Annotated in this window: 8 protein-coding genes; 3 read left to right on the forward strand and 5 right to left on the reverse strand. The window is 74.5% G+C overall.

What is annotated here, in order from left to right; translation table 11 throughout:
- Positions 1–11: 11 nt before the first annotated feature.
- From ACFXAM_RS08550 to ACFXAM_RS08570, 5 genes are all read right to left on the reverse strand, one after another.
- A complete protein-coding gene (locus ACFXAM_RS08550) occupies positions 12–7,115 on the reverse strand; it encodes an amino acid adenylation domain-containing protein (protein WP_380288792.1) in 7,104 nt (2,367 codons plus the stop codon).
- 51 nt (positions 7,116–7,166) lie between these two features.
- Positions 7,167–7,466 carry an acyl carrier protein gene (locus tag ACFXAM_RS08555; protein ID WP_380288794.1) on the reverse strand — a complete coding sequence of 100 codons (300 nt, stop codon included), beginning with the start codon at positions 7,464–7,466 and terminating at the stop codon, positions 7,167–7,169.
- A 54-nt stretch (positions 7,467–7,520) separates the two neighbouring features.
- Positions 7,521–9,332: an ABC transporter ATP-binding protein gene (locus ACFXAM_RS08560; protein ID WP_380288796.1), complete on the reverse strand. Its 1,812-nt coding sequence runs from the start codon at positions 9,330–9,332 to the stop codon at positions 7,521–7,523.
- Positions 9,329–11,089: an ABC transporter transmembrane domain-containing protein gene (locus ACFXAM_RS08565; RefSeq protein ID WP_380288798.1), complete on the reverse strand. Its 1,761-nt coding sequence runs from the start codon at positions 11,087–11,089 to the stop codon at positions 9,329–9,331. The genes ACFXAM_RS08560 and ACFXAM_RS08565 overlap by 4 nt, the downstream gene beginning before the upstream one ends.
- Positions 11,090–11,317: 228 nt before the next feature.
- Positions 11,318–12,511, reverse strand: coding sequence for a GNAT family N-acetyltransferase (locus ACFXAM_RS08570; RefSeq protein WP_380288800.1), 1,194 nt, complete (start codon positions 12,509–12,511; stop codon positions 11,318–11,320).
- A gap of 243 nt (positions 12,512–12,754) precedes the next feature.
- Here ACFXAM_RS08570 and ACFXAM_RS08575 point away from each other — a divergent pair, with 243 nt between their 5' ends.
- Genes ACFXAM_RS08575 through ACFXAM_RS08585 form a run of 3 tightly spaced genes read left to right on the forward strand, consistent with a single transcriptional unit; the run spans position 12,755 to position 16,673 of the window.
- A complete protein-coding gene (locus ACFXAM_RS08575) occupies positions 12,755–13,996 on the forward strand; it encodes a peptide ligase PGM1-related protein (RefSeq protein ID WP_380288802.1) in 1,242 nt (413 codons plus the stop codon).
- Between the two features lie 29 nt (positions 13,997–14,025).
- Entirely contained in the window at positions 14,026–15,528 is a 1,503-nt protein-coding gene (locus ACFXAM_RS08580) for an AMP-binding protein (protein ID WP_380288804.1), read from the forward strand.
- Positions 15,519–16,673, forward strand: coding sequence for a glycine amidinotransferase (locus ACFXAM_RS08585; protein ID WP_380288806.1), 1,155 nt, complete (start codon positions 15,519–15,521; stop codon positions 16,671–16,673). The genes ACFXAM_RS08580 and ACFXAM_RS08585 overlap by 10 nt, the downstream gene beginning before the upstream one ends.
- The last annotated feature ends 41 nt before the right edge of the window (positions 16,674–16,714 follow it).

The following is a 16,714-nucleotide window of genomic DNA, read 5'->3' on the forward strand; positions in this document are numbered from 1 at the left end:
GGCGGGCGGGCTCAGGCGTGGTCGCGGATGTCCTGGCGGAGGCTCTCGGCGAGGGAGCGGACGATCGGGTAGCGCAGGAAGGAGTAGTGGTCGCCCGGGGTGCCGCGCACGTCGAGGCCGGACACGTACGGGCGCCACGTCTCCTTGACCGTTCCCTCGACCCAGTCCGGCAGCACCCGGTCCGCCGCCTCGTAGAGGGTGACGGGGAAGTCCACCGGTGCGGGGGCGTAGGCCCTGATGGCCGTGCCGAGCCCCCGCATCACGGTCAGGTGGCGCACCAGGTCGTCGCCGGCGACCTCGTACAGCTCCGGGGGGATGTTCAGCGAACGCAGCCGGGCCAGCACGTCGTCCGGCAGACCGCGGTCCGGCTCCCGGCCGCCCGCCAGGTGGGCGAGGACGGCGTCGATGGTCCGGGCGGTCCCGCGCGAGGCGGCCCGGTACCCGGCCCCGGGGAAGAGGGTGTCCAGCGCGACGACCCGCACGGCGTGCCCGGCCGCGTCGAGGATCCGCGCCGTCTCGGTCGCCAGGACACCGCCGAACGACCAGCCCACCAGCAGGTAGCGGCCCCCGGGCCGGCTGCTCCGGATCGCCTCGGCGCAGCTGCGGGCCATCGCCCGGATGTCCCACTCGGCGCCGTCCGGTGCGTCCCACCAGGAGAGTTCGACGCCGAGCACCCGGGCCTCGTCCCGCAGCGCCCGGGCCAGCGGGACGTAGCCGGTGACGTTCCCCGCGATCACCGGGAAGCAGAAGACGGCGCGGTCGGCGGTGCTCTCGTTCAGCGGGGACACGACGGCGCGGCCCGTCGTGGCGGCGGCGCCCCCGGGGACGTCCCGCCCGAGGTTCGCGGCGAGCCGGGCGACGGTCTGGTGACGGAACATCATCCGGGGTGTGAGGTGGATCCCCAGACGGCCGGCCCGGTGGACGGCCTTGATGCTGAGGATCGAGTCGCCGCCGAGTTCGAAGAAGTTGTCCTCCGCCCCGACCCGGTCCACCCCCAGCACCTGCGCCCAGACCCGCGCGATCGTCTCCTGCACCGGCCCCACCGGCGCCACGAACACCCCACCCGTCACCGGCCGCGACCCGTCCGGAACCGGCAACGCCCCCCGATCCACCTTCCCGTTCACCGTCAACGGCAACCCCTCCACCACCACCACCAACGGCACCATCACCTCCGGCAACCGCTCCCCCACCACACGCCGCAAACCCACCACATCCACCCCCGCACCACCCACCAACGGCACCACATACGCCACCAACCGCCGCTCCCCCACCCGATCCTCACGCACCACCACCACCACATCCCCCACCAACCCACTCCCCCGCACCACCACCTCCACCTCACCCAACACCACCCGCACCCCCCGCACCTTCACCTGATCATCCGACCGCCCCACGAACTCCAACTCCCCCTCCACCCCCCACCGCCCCACATCCCCCGTCCGATACATCCGCTCCCCACCCACCCCGAAACGACACGCCACGAACCGCCCCGCCGTCAACCCCGCCCGACCCCAATACCCCCGCGCCAACCCCACACCCGCCACATACACCTCACCCACCACCCCCACCGGCACCGGATTCAAGAACCCGTCCAACACAAACACCCGCTTGTTCGCGACCGGACGGCCCACGACGTCCTCGGCCCGCTCCGCCCAGTCCTCCCCGGCGTACCGGAAGGTGGAGGTCATCGTGCACTCGGTGGGGCCGTACTGGTTCACCAGCCGGCCGGGCAGCGCGGGCCCGCCCCGCCGGGCGGCGAGGCGCAGGCTCTCTCCGGCGGCCACCGTCAGCCGCACCGACGCCAGGTAGTGCTCCGCATCGGGGACGGCCATGATCTCCCGCAGCTGCGAGGGGACCACGCTGAGCAGCACCTCCACCCGGTGCCGGGCGATGCAGGCGGCGATCGCGGCCGGGTCGAACGGCCCCGTCCGGTCGAGGAGCACCGCCGTGGCACCGCAGGTCAGCGGCCCGAGCAGATCCCGCACCGAGGCGTCGAAGGCGATCGACGCCAGCTGCAGCACCCTGGTCCCGGGGGTGACGCGGTACTCGGAGGTGATGAACCGGAGGTACGCCGAGACGCCTCCGTGCTGGACGGCGACGCCCTTCGGGAGGCCGGTGGATCCCGAGGTGTACACCACGTAGGCGAGGTTGGCCGGTCCGGCCCACGGCGCCGGGTCGTCGTCGGGGCGGGCGGCGACGGCCCGCCGGTCCCCGTCGTCGTCCAGGCAGAGGGCGGGGACGTCGACGGCGAGCCGCTCGCGCAGGTGCCGCTGGGTGACGAGCAGCGGCACCCCGGTGTCGGCGAGGACGTCCCGCAGGCGCCGGGTCGGGTGGGCGGGGTCCAGCGGCACGTAGGCGGCGCCGGACTTGAGGATGCCGAGCAGGCCGACGACCAGCTCCGCCGACCGCTCGACGCAGAGCCCGACCGGTGTCTCGGGCGCTGCGCCGAGGGCCCTGAGGTGGTGGGCGAGCCGGTTGGCCCGCCGGTTGAGCTCGCCGTAGGTCAGCACCTCGTCCCCGACGACCACCGCGGGGGCGTCGGGTGTGCGGGCGGCCTGCTCCTCGAAGAGCTCGTGCACGCAGCGGTCGCTCGGCGCGGGTGCGGCGGTGTCGTTCCACTGCTCCAGCAGCAGCCGCTCGGCACCGGTGAGGACGGGCAGCCCGGAGAGCCGGCGGTCCGGGTCGGCTGCGATCCCGGCCAGCAGCTCATTGAGGTTCCCCGCCAGCCGCGCGACGGTGCCGGGCTCGAACAGGTCCGTGCTGTACTCGAACAGGCAGTCCAGCCGTCCGTCCCGTTCCCGCACCGAGAGGGTCAGGTCGAACTTCGCCACCGAGGCCGCGAAGTCCACCGGGGCCGCCGTCGTGCCCGCGAGCTCGAAGGGCACCACCGGGGTGTTCTGGAAGAGGAACATCACCTGGAACAGCGGGTGGCGGCTCAGGTCGCGCTCCGGGCGCAGTTCCTCCACCAGGCGCTCGAACGGCAGGTCCTGGTGGTCGTAGGCGGCCAGCGCCCGTTCCCGGACCTGCGCCAGCAGCCGGGTGAACGACGGGTTCCCGGTCAGGTCCGCCCGCATCACCAGGGTGTTCACGAAGAACCCGACGAGCCCCTCGGTGTCGGCGTGGTTGCGGTTGGCGATCGGGGTGCCCACCGCGATGTCCTGCTGCCCGCACTGGCGGGAGAGCAGCACCTGGAAGGCGGCCAGCAGGGTCATGAACATGGTCGCGCCCTCCCGCCGGGACAGCGCGCCCAGCGCCGAGGCCACCTGCGGGGGGACGGTGAACTCGTACTCGGCGCCCCGGCCGGAGCGCACCGCCGGCCGCGGGTGGTCGGCGGGCAGATCCAACGGCGTCAGGCCGCTCAACCGCTCGCGCCAGTAGTCCAGCTGGCGGTCGAGGATCTCGCCCCGGAGCCACTCCCGCTGCCCGACCGCGAAGTCGGCGTACTGGACCGGCAGCGGTGCGAGCGGCGAGGGCCGGCCCTCGCGCAGGGCCGCGTACAGCGCGGCGAGCTCGCGGGTGAGCACCCCCATCGACCATCCGTCGGCGGCGATGTGGTGCACCACCAGGACCAGGACGTGGTCGCCGCCGGGCAGCCGCAGCAGCCGGCCGCGCAGCAGCGGGGCCGCACTCAGGTCGAACGGCCGGGTCCCTTCGGCCCGCACCGCCGCCGCCAGCTCCGCCTCCGCCCGCTCGGCCGGCAGCCCGCTCAGATCGGTCACCGCCAGCACCGGCCCGACCCGCTCCTCGATCACCTGCACCGGCGCACCGGCCACGGCCTCGAACCCGGTGCGCAGCACCTCGTGCCGGGCGACGAGCTCCGAAAGTGCCCGCTCCAGCGCATCCGGGTCCAGTTCCCCGGTGAGCCGCAGGGCCCGCATGAGCAGGTACTCGGTGCTGTCCGGGGCGAGCTGGTCCAGGAACCAGAGCCGTTCCTGCGCGAAGGACGGCGGGAGCGCCCCCCGCCTCGGCACCGGCCGGATGGCGGGCATGCCCGCCGCGACGACGCCGCCGGCCCGCACCGCGTCCGCCAGTCCGGCCACGGTCGGGGCGGTGAACAGGCTGTGCACCCCGAGGCCGGAGCCGAACTCCTTCCGCAGCCGGGAGATCACCCTGGTCGCCAGCAGGGAGTGGCCGCCGAGTTCGAAGAAGTTGTCCTGCGCCCCGACCCGGTCCACCCCCAGCACCTGCGCCCAGACCCGCGCGATCGTCTCCTGCACCGGCCCCACCGGCGCCACGAACACCCCACCCGTCACCGGCCGCGACCCGTCCGGAACCGGCAACGCCCCCCGATCCACCTTCCCGTTCACCGTCAACGGCAACCCCTCCACCACCACCACCAACGGCACCATCACCTCCGGCAACCGCTCCCCCACCACACGCCGCAAACCCACCACATCCACCCCCGCACCACCCACCAACGGCACCACATACGCCACCAACCGCCGCTCCCCCACCCGATCCTCACGCACCACCACCACCACATCCCCCACCAACCCACTCCCCCGCACCACCACCTCCACCTCACCCAACTCCACCCGCACCCCCCGCACCTTCACCTGATCATCCGACCGCCCCACGAACTCCAACTCCCCCTCCACCCCCCACCGCCCCACATCCCCCGTCCGATACATCCGCTCCCCACCCACCCCGAAAGGAAACGCCACGAACCGCCCCGCCGTCAACCCCGCCCGACCCCAAAACCCCCGCGCCAACCCCACACCCGCCACATACACCTCACCCACCACCCCCACCGGCACCGGATTCAAGAACCCGTCCAACACAAACACCCGGGTGTTGGCGAGCGGACGGCCGACCGGCACCGCCGCGGCCCGGGTCCGCCCCGGTCCGACCTCCGAGGCGAGCGCCCAGATCGTCGTCTCCGTCGGCCCGTAGACGTTGGTGAGCCGCCGGACCAGCGGACGCGTGGTGGCGGCGAGCGCGGGGTCGAGGGCTTCGCCGCCGAGCAGCACGTGGAGGCGGTCGGACAGGTCGGGGATCTCCTCGACGACCAGCTTCCACAGCGACGGGGTGACCTGAAGGACGGTGATGCCGTCCTCGGCGAGCATCGCGGCGAACCGGGCCGGCGAGGTGGTCTCCTCCCGGGTGGCCAGGTGGATCCGCGCTCCCCGGAGCAGCGGCAGCAGGAGGTCCACGGTGGAGGGGTCGAAGGTGTACGGGGCGACCGCCATCAGCCGGTCCTCGCCGGTCAGCCGCATCACCTGCTGCATGGCGAACAGGCCGTTGACGACGTTGTCGTGCCGGGTCTGGACGCCCTTGGGGGCGCCGGTGGACCCCGAGGTGTAGATGAGGTAGGCGAGGTTGGCCGGGGTGGCCCGCGGCGGCGGGGCGGTGACCGGCAGGCCGTCGTCGCCGCCGTCGTCCAGGCACAGCACGCTCCGGTGCTCCCCGGTGGGGAGCCGCTCGGCCAGGCCGCGCTGGGTGAGGACGACGGGCGCCGCGATGTCGTCCAGGATGAACGCCAGCCGTTCGCGCGGGTGGGCCGGGTCCAGGGGCACGTAGGCGCCGCCGGCCTTGAGGACGGCCAGCAGGCCGACGAGCAGCTGCGGGCCGCGCTCCAGGCACAGGCCCACCAGGGTCTCCGGTCCGACCCCGGCCCGGATCAGCCGGTGGGCGAGCCGGTTGGACCGCTCCTCCAGCTCGCGGTAGGAGAGCCGGCTCTCCCCGCAGACCAGCGCGATCCGTTCCGATGTCGCGGCGGCCTGCCGGGACACCAGCTCGTGCACACAGGCCTGCGGGACGGGCGCCCCGGTCCGGTTCCACTCGGTCAGCATCCGGTGCTGCTCGTCGGCGCCGAGCATCGGCAGCCGCGAGACGGCGGCCGCCGGGTCCGCCGCCGCCGCGGCGAGCAGGGCCCGGAAGTGGGTGGCCATCCGCTCGACGGTCGCCCGGTCGAAGAGGTCGGTGGCGTACTCCAGGACGCCGGTGAAGCCCGTCCCGGTCTCCGCCAGGTCGAGGGACAGGTCGAACTTGGCGACCCCGTAGGCCAGGGGCTGGACGTCGACCCGCAGCCCGGGCAGGTCCCAGCCGCCGGACCCGGCCCCGGTGTCCTGAAGGTTGAACATGATCTGGAACAGGGGCGTGCGGGAGAGGTCCCGGACCGGGGCCAGGTGCTCGACGAGCCGCTCGAACGGCAGGTCCTGGTGGTCGTAGGCGGCCAGCGCCCGTTCCCGGACCTGCGCCAGCAGCCGGGTGAACGACGGGTCGCCGGTCAGGTCCGCCCGCATCACCAGGGTGTTCACGAAGAAGCCGACGAGGGCCTCGGTCCCGTCGTGGTTGCGGCCCGCGACCGGTGTCCCGACCGCGACGTCCCGCTGTCCGCAGTAGTTGGCCAGCAGCACCTGGAACACCGCCAGCAGCCCCATGAACGGAGTGACCCGGTGCGCGGCGAACAGCTCCTTCAGCCGTGCGGACAGGGCCGCCGGGACGTCGAAGCACACCGTCGCCCCGCGCGCGGAGCGGACCGCCGGCCGGGGCCGGTCGGTGGGCAGCTCCACCGGCGCCAGGCCGTCCAGCTCCCCGATCCAGTGGGCCAGTTGCCCGGCGAGCACCGGCCCGTCCAGCCGCTCCCGCTGCCAGAGCGCGAAGTCGGGGTACTGGATCGGCAGTTCCGGCAGGTCGGGGGCCCGGCCGGCGCGGCGGGCGGCGTAGCACGCGCTCAGCTCGTCGGCGATGATGCCCAGCGACCATCCGTCGGCCACGATGTGATGGATCGTCAGCGCGAGCAGGTGGTCGTCCGGGCCCTGGCGGAAGAGCACGGCCCGGAACAGCGGGCCGTGTTCGAGATCCATCGGCGCCACCGCCGCGGCCGCGGCGCGGGCCGGATCCGCCGGCCCGTCGGCCACCCGCAGCACGTCCGGGTCGGGGTCGCGCACCAGTTGCACCGGCCGGCCGTCATGCTCGCGGAACACCGTCCGCAGGGACTCGTGCCGGGCCGCCAGATCGGCCACCGCGGCGGACAGTGCCGCGACGTCCGGGATGCCGGTCAGCCGCAGGACGACGGGGATCAGGTACTCGGCGCTGCCCGGCGCGAGCTGATCCAGGAACCACAGCCGCTGCTGGGCGAAGGAGACCGGCAGCAGGACGTCGTCTGGCATCTGTTACCCCTGATCCTGGAAGGAGATCCCGCCTCGGTGGCCGACCGTTCGTCATGCGTGTCCGGGCGCCCCGGCCGGGCCGCCCCCGTCGTTCTCGCCCGCCCGGCCGTCCGCGCCGTCCCGGCCGCCCGCGAGGCCGAGGTGTGCGGCCTGGGCGGCGATCGTCCGGTGGCGCAGGAGGTCCGCGACGCCGACGGCCGTCCCGGTCCGGTCGAGCAGGGCCCGCTGCAGCCTGATCGCGAGGAGCGAGTTGCCGCCGCAGGCGAAGAAGTCCCGGTCCGGGTCGGGCGGGGGGTTCCCGAAGACGTCCCCCCAGGCCGCCCGCACCTGTTGCAGGATCCGATGGTTCATCGCGCCAGTCCCCCCGTGGGATTCGGCGGGCACCGCTGCGGGGCCCGGTCCGGGTCAGCCCTGCCAGGCACGCCACAGGCCCGCGTAGGCGCCGTTCTTGGCGAGCAGTTCGTCATGGGTGCCGAACTCGGTGATCCGGCCCTCGTCGAGGACGGCGATCCGGTCGGCGTCCCGGGCCGTGTGCAGCCGGTGCACCACGGCGACCACCGTCCGGCCCGCCGTGACGGCGGCCAGCGACCGCTCCAGCTGCCGGGCGGCCCGGGGGTCCAGCAGCGAGGTCGCCTCGTCCAGCACGAGGACGTCCGGATCCGCGATGATCAGCCGGGCCAGCGCCAGTTGCTGCACCTTCGCCGGGTCCAGCGCCGCGCCCCCGCGCCCGACCGGGCTGTCCAGCCCGAGGGTCCGCGCCCACTCCTGCGCTCCGACGGCGGCCAGGGCGGCGGTGATCTCCGCCTCCCCCGCCCCGGACCGGCCGATGGTCAGGTTGTCGCGCAGCGTGCCGCGGAAGACGTGGTGCTCCTGGGTCACCAGGGCCACCGTGCCGCGCCGTCCGGCGGCCCCCGGCGCACCGAGGTCCCGGCCGCCGACGGTGATGCCGCCGCCGTGCGGCCGGTAGATCCCGGCCAGCAGCTTGGCGAGGGTGGACTTGCCGGCGCCCGAGGGGCCGACGACGGCCAGCCACTCGCCCTGCCGGACGGTCAGGTCGATGCCGCGCAGCACTTCGTGCTCCGGCCGGTAGGCGTAGCGCAGGTCCCGGACCTCGATGTCCCCCGCCCGCGGTGGCGGCACGGTGGCGGCGCCGGACGCGACGGCCGGCACGGCGGCGCCGGACGCCACGGCCGGCACGGCGGCGCCGGACACCACGGCGGCGGGAGCGGCCGGTGCCGGGGCCGGCGTCCGGAACCGCGCGAGGCCCAGCAGCCGGGCCAGCGCGGCCCCCGCCGACTGGAGTTCGTCCATCCAGGAGACCAGCTGGTCCAGCGGGTTGAGCAGTTGCGAGGCGTACAGGGTGCCGGCGGTGACGGCGGCCAGGGACACCGTGCCGTGCAGGTAGAGCGTGCCGCCGACGATGAGCATCGCGGCCACCGGCAGGGAGTAGCTGGCGTCGCACAGCGGCAGGAGGACGTTGCGCAGCCGCAGCGTGTGGCGCTCGGCGGCGTAGGAGTCGGCGATGTCCCGGTTCAGCCGGTCCAGCCGCCGGCCGGTCAGCCGCAGGGCCTCGACGGTGCGGGCGCCCTCGACGGTCTCGGCCAGGCTCTCGGTCAGCCGGGAGTAGCCGGCGGCCTGGCGCAGGTAGCCCTCGTGCGCCCGCCGCAGGTACCACCGGGCGGTGACGAACAGCACCGGCACCGAGAGCAGGCCGGGCAGCAGCAGCAGCGGGCTGACCAGCAGCAGGGCGCCGAAGGTGAACCCGACCAGGCCGATCGAGATCATGGTCGCCGGGATCGCGGAGCGCACCGCGTTGGACATCAGGGAGACGTCCCGGGTGGTCCGGGTGATCAGGTCGCCGCCGTCCGCGTCCTCGACGATCTCCGGCGGCAGCGCCAGCAGGTCCGCCACGAACTCCTCGCGCAGCCCGGCGAGGACCTTCTCCCCGAGCGCGGCCGCGGCGTACCCGGCCAGTCGCACCAGGACGGCCTGGCCCGTCAGGCAGGCGATGATCAGCAGGACCGAGCGCAGCACCGTGTCGTGGCCGCGGGTGACGTCCGCGACCAGGTTGCCGAGCAGCCACGGGGCGAACAGCCCGACGACCGCCGAGAGCGCCTGGAGGCCGACCACCAGGGCGAATCCGGCGCGGTGGGTCCGGACGGCGTGCCACGCCCAGGCGCGCAGCTCGCGACGGGTGGCGACGGGGAGCGCGCTCATCCGACGGCCACCCAGCGGTCCACCAGGGACCGGTAGCGCGGATCGGCCAGCAGCGCTTCGTGCGACCCCTCGGCCGCCACCGCGCCGTCGAGCACCAGGACCACGCGGTCCGCCCGGTGCAGCAGCGGCACGCTGGTGGTGAGGACGAGGGTGGCGCGTCCCCGGCGCAGCGTGGCTATCCCCTCGGCCATCCGGCTCTCCGTGTGCGCGTCGACGGCGCTGGTCGGATCGATCAGGATCAACACCTCCGGATCGCAGCGCAGGGCGCGTGCCAGGCGCAGGCGCTGCTGCTGGCCGCCGGAGAACTCCCGCCCGCCCGCGGCGACTTCGGTCTCCAGGTGGTCCGGCAGTGCGTCGACGATGTCCCGGGCGGCGGCCGCGTCGACGGCCGCCCGCAGCCGGTCGTCGGCGTCGGGGCCGTCCGGTGCCTCCGACCGGTCCGCCCGGTCCGCCCGGTCCGACGACTCCGACGGGCCGGGCGGGACGAGCTCGCGGCGCAGCGGTCCGGCGAACAGGTGCGCGTCGGCGGAGCCGACCAGGATGTGCTCACGGACGGCGGCCAGCGGCAGGCCGGCCAGTGGCTGCCCGGCGTACGTGGCGCCGGAGTCGGTGTAGCGTCCCAGCCGGTCGGCCAGGCCGATCGCGTCGGCCGGGGAGCAGACCACGGCGGTGAGCCCGTCGGCGGGCACCAGCAGGCCGGATTCGGGGTCGGCCAGCGGGCCGGGACCGGGCATCGCGCCCGTCCGCGGGCCCGGCGCGAGGTCGGGTTCGGTACCGAGCAGCCGGACGACGTTGGCGGCGGCGACGTGGCCCTGCATGGCCGTCGAGACGGCGAGGGTCATCTGGTTGAGCGGAATGGTCAGGTAGCCGGCGTACCCGTAGAAGGCCACCATCTGTCCGGCGCTCAGGTGCCCGCCGAGCACCAGCTCCGCGGACAGCGCCACCACACCGGCGAGCAGCAGTCCGGGCAGGAGGGTCCTGGTCGCGCCGACCATCGCCGACGCCGCGGCCTGCCGCAGCGCGGTGGAGCGGAGTCGCTGCGATCCCGCGCGGTAGCGGGCGGCGAACGGCTCCTCGCCGCCTATGCCCCGCAGCACCCGCAGTCCGCGGACGATGTCGACGGCCTGGTCGGTGAGTTCGCGCTGCTGCGTGCGCAGCGCGGCCTGCCGGGTGCGCAGCACGCGGGCCAGCCGGGTGGTGACGACCAGGATGACCGGCACGGCGATCAGCACCAGCAGGCCGACCTGCCAGGACGCGGCCAGCATGAGCGCGGCGACGAGGACGGACCCGACCACGCCGCCGGCGCCGCGGGCGCCGTACTGGAAGGTCGCGCCGATCAGTTCGATGTCCGAGACGCCGACGGTGACGAGGTCCCCGGCCGAGACCTTCCGGTCGACCGCCGAGCCCAGCTCGCAGGTCCGCCGGGTGACGAACTGCATGGTGCGGTAGCCGGGTTCGACCTTGGCCCGGAGCTCCAGGCGCTCCACCGCCATGGCGGACAGCGCCGTGCCGACGCCCAGTGCGAGCACCGCGAGGCCCCAGCCGACCAGGGCCGTCTGGTCCCGCGCGACCAGGCCGTCGTTGATGGCCTGCCCGATCATGGCCGGGGTCAGGGCCAGACCGCCCGCCCAGAGCATGTTGAAGACGGAGTCGAGCACGAGGACGCGCCGGTGCCGGGCGGCCAGCCACAGCAGATATCGCCACGGTCCGCGAATGTCCGGTACCCCGGGATCGGTATCGGGGAAGTTCCGCACCACTCAGCCCTCAATCTCCTCTGGAACCGGGATCGGTCGGCGCCGGCTCCGCACACGCACCATGTCGTCGAACGGTGCCGGTCTTCCCGCAGGCGGTCGTCGGCAGAGCCATTAACCATGGGGGGCGGATCGTCTGTCCATCCCCGGACGAGTCCGCGGCTGCGCGCCAGCATCATGACATGCCGTCAGATCGACGGGCACCGATGGCTCTTCGTACCCCGCCCGGCGCGCTCAGTCGCCGAGCCACGGCCGCCACTGCTCCTCGTCGAACAGCTGCGGGCGCCTCGCGCTCTGCTGCCGCCAGTACCGGCGGACCCCGGCCCGGGCGGCCGGCGCGGCCGGATCGGCGCCGTCCGCCCCGGCCGCGGGCAGCGCCACGGAGGCCAGCGGGCCGATCCGGGCGCCCCGGCCGCCCTTGGCGTCGTGGGACCCGGTGCCCAGGTGGACGCCGCGCAGGCCGGTCTCGTAGCAGTACCGCAGCGACTCGTAGATCACCACGTTGAAGTAGGCGTAGGCGCGGGCCGGCACCGCCGTGTCGAACCCGGCCATCCGCAGGTGCAGCCGGTCCTCCCAGCGGTAGCAGAGCGCCACGCCCAGGACCGTCCGCCCGCGCCGGGCCTCGAACAGCACCCCCTGCTCGCCGAAGGCGGCGCACTGCCGCTCGAACCGGGTGCGCAGCGCCGCGCCGTCCTCGACGATCCCGTACTTCTCGTTGCCCCGCCGCGCGAACTCCACCACCAGGTCGAGCCGTTCCCGCGGATCGGTGCGGACCGTGCGCAGGCCCTCCGCGGCGAAGCCCCGCAGTTCCTTGCGCACGGTCCAGCGCCGGCTGGAGGTGAGCGCGGCGAGGTAGTCCCCGAAGCCCTCGCCGGGAACGTCGAGCCAGGCGTCCCCGCTGTAGCCGAGCACCGGGGCGAGGCCCTCGGCGGCGCCCGCGACCTGCCGCAGACCGCGCTCGTTCAGGTAGAGGAGGAAGGCGTGCTGCTGCTCCTCCTCCCGTGCCAGCAGGGCGAGTTCGTCGAGCAGCAGCGCCGCCGTGGCCCGCCGGCCGGCCTCGCCGAGCCGGTCGGCCAGCAGCAGTTCGTTGCTGTAGCCGCTGCGGCTGCCGGCCACGCAGTACCGTCCGCCGCGCCCCGGGACGGCGGCGCGGAAGACCGAGCGCGGGTCGTAGTACGGGTTAGGCTCGTCGGCCGTCAGGTAGACCGGCAGGGCGCCGGCGAGCCCGGCGTCGTCGTGGACCAGCAGGTAGCGGCAGAGCCCCTCGGTCTCCTGCTCGACCAGCGTCAGCCACGCGTGCGAGGAGTACAGCCCGGCCCGGGCGGCCACCGGTGCCCAGCTCTGCGGCGGCACCGCCGCGAGCGTGTCGCACACCCGCACCGTCCGCCGCTGCCGCTCCGGCACCGCAGCGGCTGTCGATTCGGTCATGGACCCGCACCTCCCTGACGGAATTCCGGGGAAATCGCTTTTTCCGTCCCGCGCGCGACGCGGTCGGCAATCCGTTCCGCTTGCACGCCGGACCTTCTGTGACATCATCCGGCGGGGCGGGTTCCGAGCTGACTGGTCCTCACCCGCCATGGTTTCCACGGAGAGGCCGAGATGGCAAGAGTCCTCATAGGCAATGACTGGGACGGGAATCTGGGCGGCCACAGCGAAGGAGCCGTCTGGTGGGTGGACCATTTCATCTGGTTCGCCCGCGACCATGACGTCCTGGTGCTTCCGGCGATTCCCGAGGAGTCGTTCCTGACCTACGTGACCGGGCACACCGGCGTCGACCGGCGGACGCTCACCGTCGTCGTACCGCCCACCGCCTCGTCGTCCGCGTCGGGCATGCTCACCCCGGAGCAGCTCACCGATCCGCGGCTGGCCGCCGAGGTGCTGGCCGCGCTCGGCGGCCGGCCGCCGGCGGAGGTGGTCCCGCTCTGGCCCGACGTGTCGGTGGCGGTGCTCGCCGAGCGGCTGGGCGACCCGGCCGCGCTGGCCGGGCACGCCTTCATTGGCCAGCGCGGCGGCGCCGTCGTCAGCAGCAAGGCGGTCTTCCGGGCCGCGGCGGCGGGCGCGGGCGCTCCGCTCTCCCCGGGCGCGGTGTGCGCCGACGCCCGGGCCGCCGAGGACGCGATCACCGCGCTGATCGAGCAGGGCCACAGCGTCATGGTGAAGCTGGAGTACGGCGCCGGCGGCGCAGGCAACGAGGTGCTGAGCCCGGTGGCGGGGATGCGGCCGGTCGGGGCCCGGCGGACCGTGCAGGTGACGGACCGGGCGGGAGTGCGCGCGTACCTGGCCGCCCACTGGGACTGGCTCACCGACGGCGGGGCGCACCTGGTGGTGGCCGAGCGCTACTTCAACGACAGCCGCGCCTACTACGCCGAGTTCCGCATCGAGGACGGCGGGGCCGTGTTCGGCGGGATCGGCGAGCTGATGCACGCCCCGCGCTACCTCAACGAGGTGACGCCGCCCGAGCTCGACGCCGAGCTGCAGGCCGAGCTGATCGAGGGCGGACGGAAGGTCTGCGCGCCGCTGCACGCGATGGGCTACCGGGGCTGGCTGAGCGCCGACGCGGTCATCACCCCGGACCGGCAGGTCCTGTTCACCGAGTGGAACGGCCGCATCACCAGCTCCACGCACTCCTACCACGTGCTCGGCGAGGTCGTGGTGGGGCCGGGCTACACCAAGGACCGGGTCCTGCTCACCAACGTGTGGCCGCGGGGCTGGGCCACCCCCTCGTTCGACGCGATGCGGGCCGCCGTCGCGGGCGCGGGGCTCGCCTACGACCCGGCCACCCGGACCGGGGTGCTGATCGTCAGCGGCTACGACGGGACCCGGCAGGGGGCGACGTACTGCACCGTGGCACCCGACCTGGACGAGGCCTGGGAGGTCAACCAGCAGCTCGGCGAGCTGTTCGCCCCCGCCTGAGAGGAACCCGCCATGAGGAGGAGAGCAGCATGACCCGGAACCCCACCGAGCCCGGCCCCCCGGCCCCCTCCGACGACAGCCCGGTCCGGCGGTTCCGCGCGGTCGTCGCCCGGTCCGGCGAGCGGCTCGCCGTGCAGGGCCCCGCAGGCGCCTGGACCTACCGCGAGCTGGACGCCGTCTCCGACGCACTGGCCGCCCGGGTGCTGGCGGCCGCCGGTCCCGGAGCCCGGATCGGGCTGGTGCACGGCCACGACATCGGGCTGATCGCGGCGGTGCTGGCGGCGCTGAAGGCCGGCGCCGCCTACCTGCCGCTGGACCTCCAGCAGTCCCCGGCGCGGCTGTCCGCCGCCGTCGCCGCCAGCGGACCGGACCTGCTGCTGGCCGACGCCGCCCACGCCGGGGCGGCCGGGCGCCTGGCCGAGGGACGCCCGGTCCTGACGGCCACCGACGAGGGGACGCCCCCGCCGCCGTTCGCGCCCGCGGACACCCCCGGGGCGCTCGCCCGCCTCCGGCCGCCCGCCGGGGCCGGCGCCGCGCCGCAGGGCCTGACCGGACGGGACCTGCTCACCCGGGCGCTGCGGTTCGCCGACCGGCTGGGCCTCACCGCCGAGGACCGGGTGCCGCTGCTCGCGCACGGCGCCGCCGACGGCCCGGCGCCGGAGCTGTTGGGCGCGCTGCTCACCGGTGCGAGCCTGCACCTGGTCGACCCGCGGGCCACGCCCCGGGCCACCCTGCTGGGCGAACTCGTCCGGCACCGGGCGACCGTGCTGGCCTGCACGCCCGACCTGCTGCGGCTCCTCCTCGTCCAGTCGGCGGCCGGTGCCCCGGTGCCCGGGCCGCGGGCCGTCCTGCTCGACGGGGAGGGGTTCACCGCGCGTGACGCGCAGCACGCCGCGCGGGCCTTCGCCGGGGCCGAGCTGCTCGGCGCCACCGGCGCCGACGGGGGCCCGGCGGACCCGTGGCAGCGGTCGGAGCCGGCCGAGGCGGAGGTGCTGCTCCGCGCCCACCCGACGGTCCGGCACGCCGCCGTACTGGCCGACCCGGACGCCGCGCCCGGCCACCGGCTGACCGGGTACCTCACCTCGCCGGGCCCGCAGGCCGCGGCGCCCGGGGAACTGCTCCGCTACCTGCACTCGCTGCTGCCCGAGTACGCGGTGCCGACCCGGCTCGTCGTGCTGCCCCGGCTGCCGCTCGACCCGGCGGGCCGGCTCGACCCCGCACGGCTGCCCGCCCCCGCCGCGGCGGAGCAGGACGACACCCCGCGGACGGCCCGGGAGCGCCGGATCGCCGCGCTCTGGTGCGAGGTCCTCGCCCGTCCGACCGCCACGCTCCGGGACCACTTCTTCGCCGCCGGGGGTGATTCCGCCCGGGTCATGCACCTGCTGGACCGGGTCCGGGCGGAGTACGGCGTGGACGTCCCGCTGCCGGCCTTCCTGGCCGATCCCACCCCGGCGACCCTGGCACGGCTGGTCGACGGCGCGCCGGCGCCGCAACATTCGCACACCACGGAGGAGGCAGGCCCATGCGCCTGAACAGCTACGACGGTTGGTCACCGCTCCAGGAAGTGATCGTCGGATCGGCCGAGAACTACACGACGCACGAGCAGGAACTGTCGTTCCGGCTGTTCTTCTACGACAACCTGGCCACCCAGCGGTCCTTCTACGACCAGCAGTACTACCCGGTGGTGGCCCCGCCCGAGGAGGGCGGCGGCCGCACGGCGGGCCCGCGGTCGACGATCAAGAGGCGGTACGTCGAGGAGCTGAACGAGGACGTCGAGGGCATCGCCCGGACCCTGCAGTCCCTCGGGGTCACGGTGCACCGGCCGATGCCGCTGGCCGAGGTGACCCGGGTGGAGACCCTCGCCTGGCCCGCCGCGGTCCTGCCGCCGCTGAACATCCGGGACAACACGCTCATCCTGGGCGACGAGATCGTCGAGACCCCGCCGCAGGTGCGCTCCCGGTACTTCGAGACGCAGCTGCTGAAGAAGGTCTTCCAGGGGTACTTCGAGCAGGGCGCCCGGTGGACGGTGATGCCCCGGCCGGTGATGACGGACGCCTCCTTCGACCCGTCCTACGCCGAACGCTCGCCCGGCAGCCCGGCCGAGTTCATCCCCGAACCGCAGGCGTCGCCCTACGACCTGGGCTTCGAGATGATGATCGACGGCGCCCAGTGCCTGCGCCTCGGCCGGGACCTGATGGTCAACGTCTCGACCGCGAACCACGCCCTGGGGTGCGACTGGCTGGAGCGCCACCTGGAGGGCCGGTTCCGGATCCACCGCGTCGCGCTGACGGACAACCACATCGACAGCATGGTGCTCGCGCTGCGGCCGGGGAAGCTCCTGGTGCGCACGCCGCAGGTGGCGGAGCTGCTGCCCGAGCCTCTGCGCAAGTGGGACATGATCTTCGCGCCCGAGCCGGAGGTCAACGCCTTCCCGACGTACGACGACGACGACCTGGTGCTCACCAGCCCGTACATCGACCTCAACGTCCTGTCGATCGACGAGGAGACGGTCCTGGTGAACGAGGCCTGCCCCGAGCTGCGGCGCACCCTGGAGCGGCACGGCTTCACCACCGTCCCGGTCCGCCACCGCCACCGGCGGCTGTTCGGCGGCGGGCTGCACTGCTTCACCCTGGACACCGTCCGCCGCGGCTCCGCCCCGGAGGACTACCTCGGCTGAGCGCGGAGGGCGCCCGGGCCGAGGACCGGGCGCCCCCCACC

The sequence above is a fragment of the Kitasatospora sp. NPDC059462 genome, assembly GCF_042749955.1.
In the GTDB taxonomy this organism is placed as follows: domain Bacteria; phylum Actinomycetota; class Actinomycetes; order Streptomycetales; family Streptomycetaceae; genus Kitasatospora.

What these genes read in the sequence shown, in the direction of transcription:
- ACFXAM_RS08550 (WP_380288792.1), bottom strand. Translation starts at nt 7,115, where the DNA reads ATGCCAGACGACGTCCTGCTGCCGGTCTCCTTCGCCCAGCAGCGGCTG.
- ACFXAM_RS08555 (WP_380288794.1), bottom strand. Translation starts at nt 7,466, where the DNA reads ATGAACCATCGGATCCTGCAACAGGTGCGGGCGGCCTGGGGGGACGTC.
- ACFXAM_RS08585 (WP_380288806.1), top strand. Translation starts at nt 15,519, where the DNA reads ATGCGCCTGAACAGCTACGACGGTTGGTCACCGCTCCAGGAAGTGATC.
- ACFXAM_RS08580 (WP_380288804.1), top strand. Translation starts at nt 14,026, where the DNA reads ATGACCCGGAACCCCACCGAGCCCGGCCCCCCGGCCCCCTCCGACGAC.
- ACFXAM_RS08570 (WP_380288800.1), bottom strand. Translation starts at nt 12,511, where the DNA reads ATGACCGAATCGACAGCCGCTGCGGTGCCGGAGCGGCAGCGGCGGACG.
- ACFXAM_RS08560 (WP_380288796.1), bottom strand. Translation starts at nt 9,332, where the DNA reads ATGAGCGCGCTCCCCGTCGCCACCCGTCGCGAGCTGCGCGCCTGGGCG.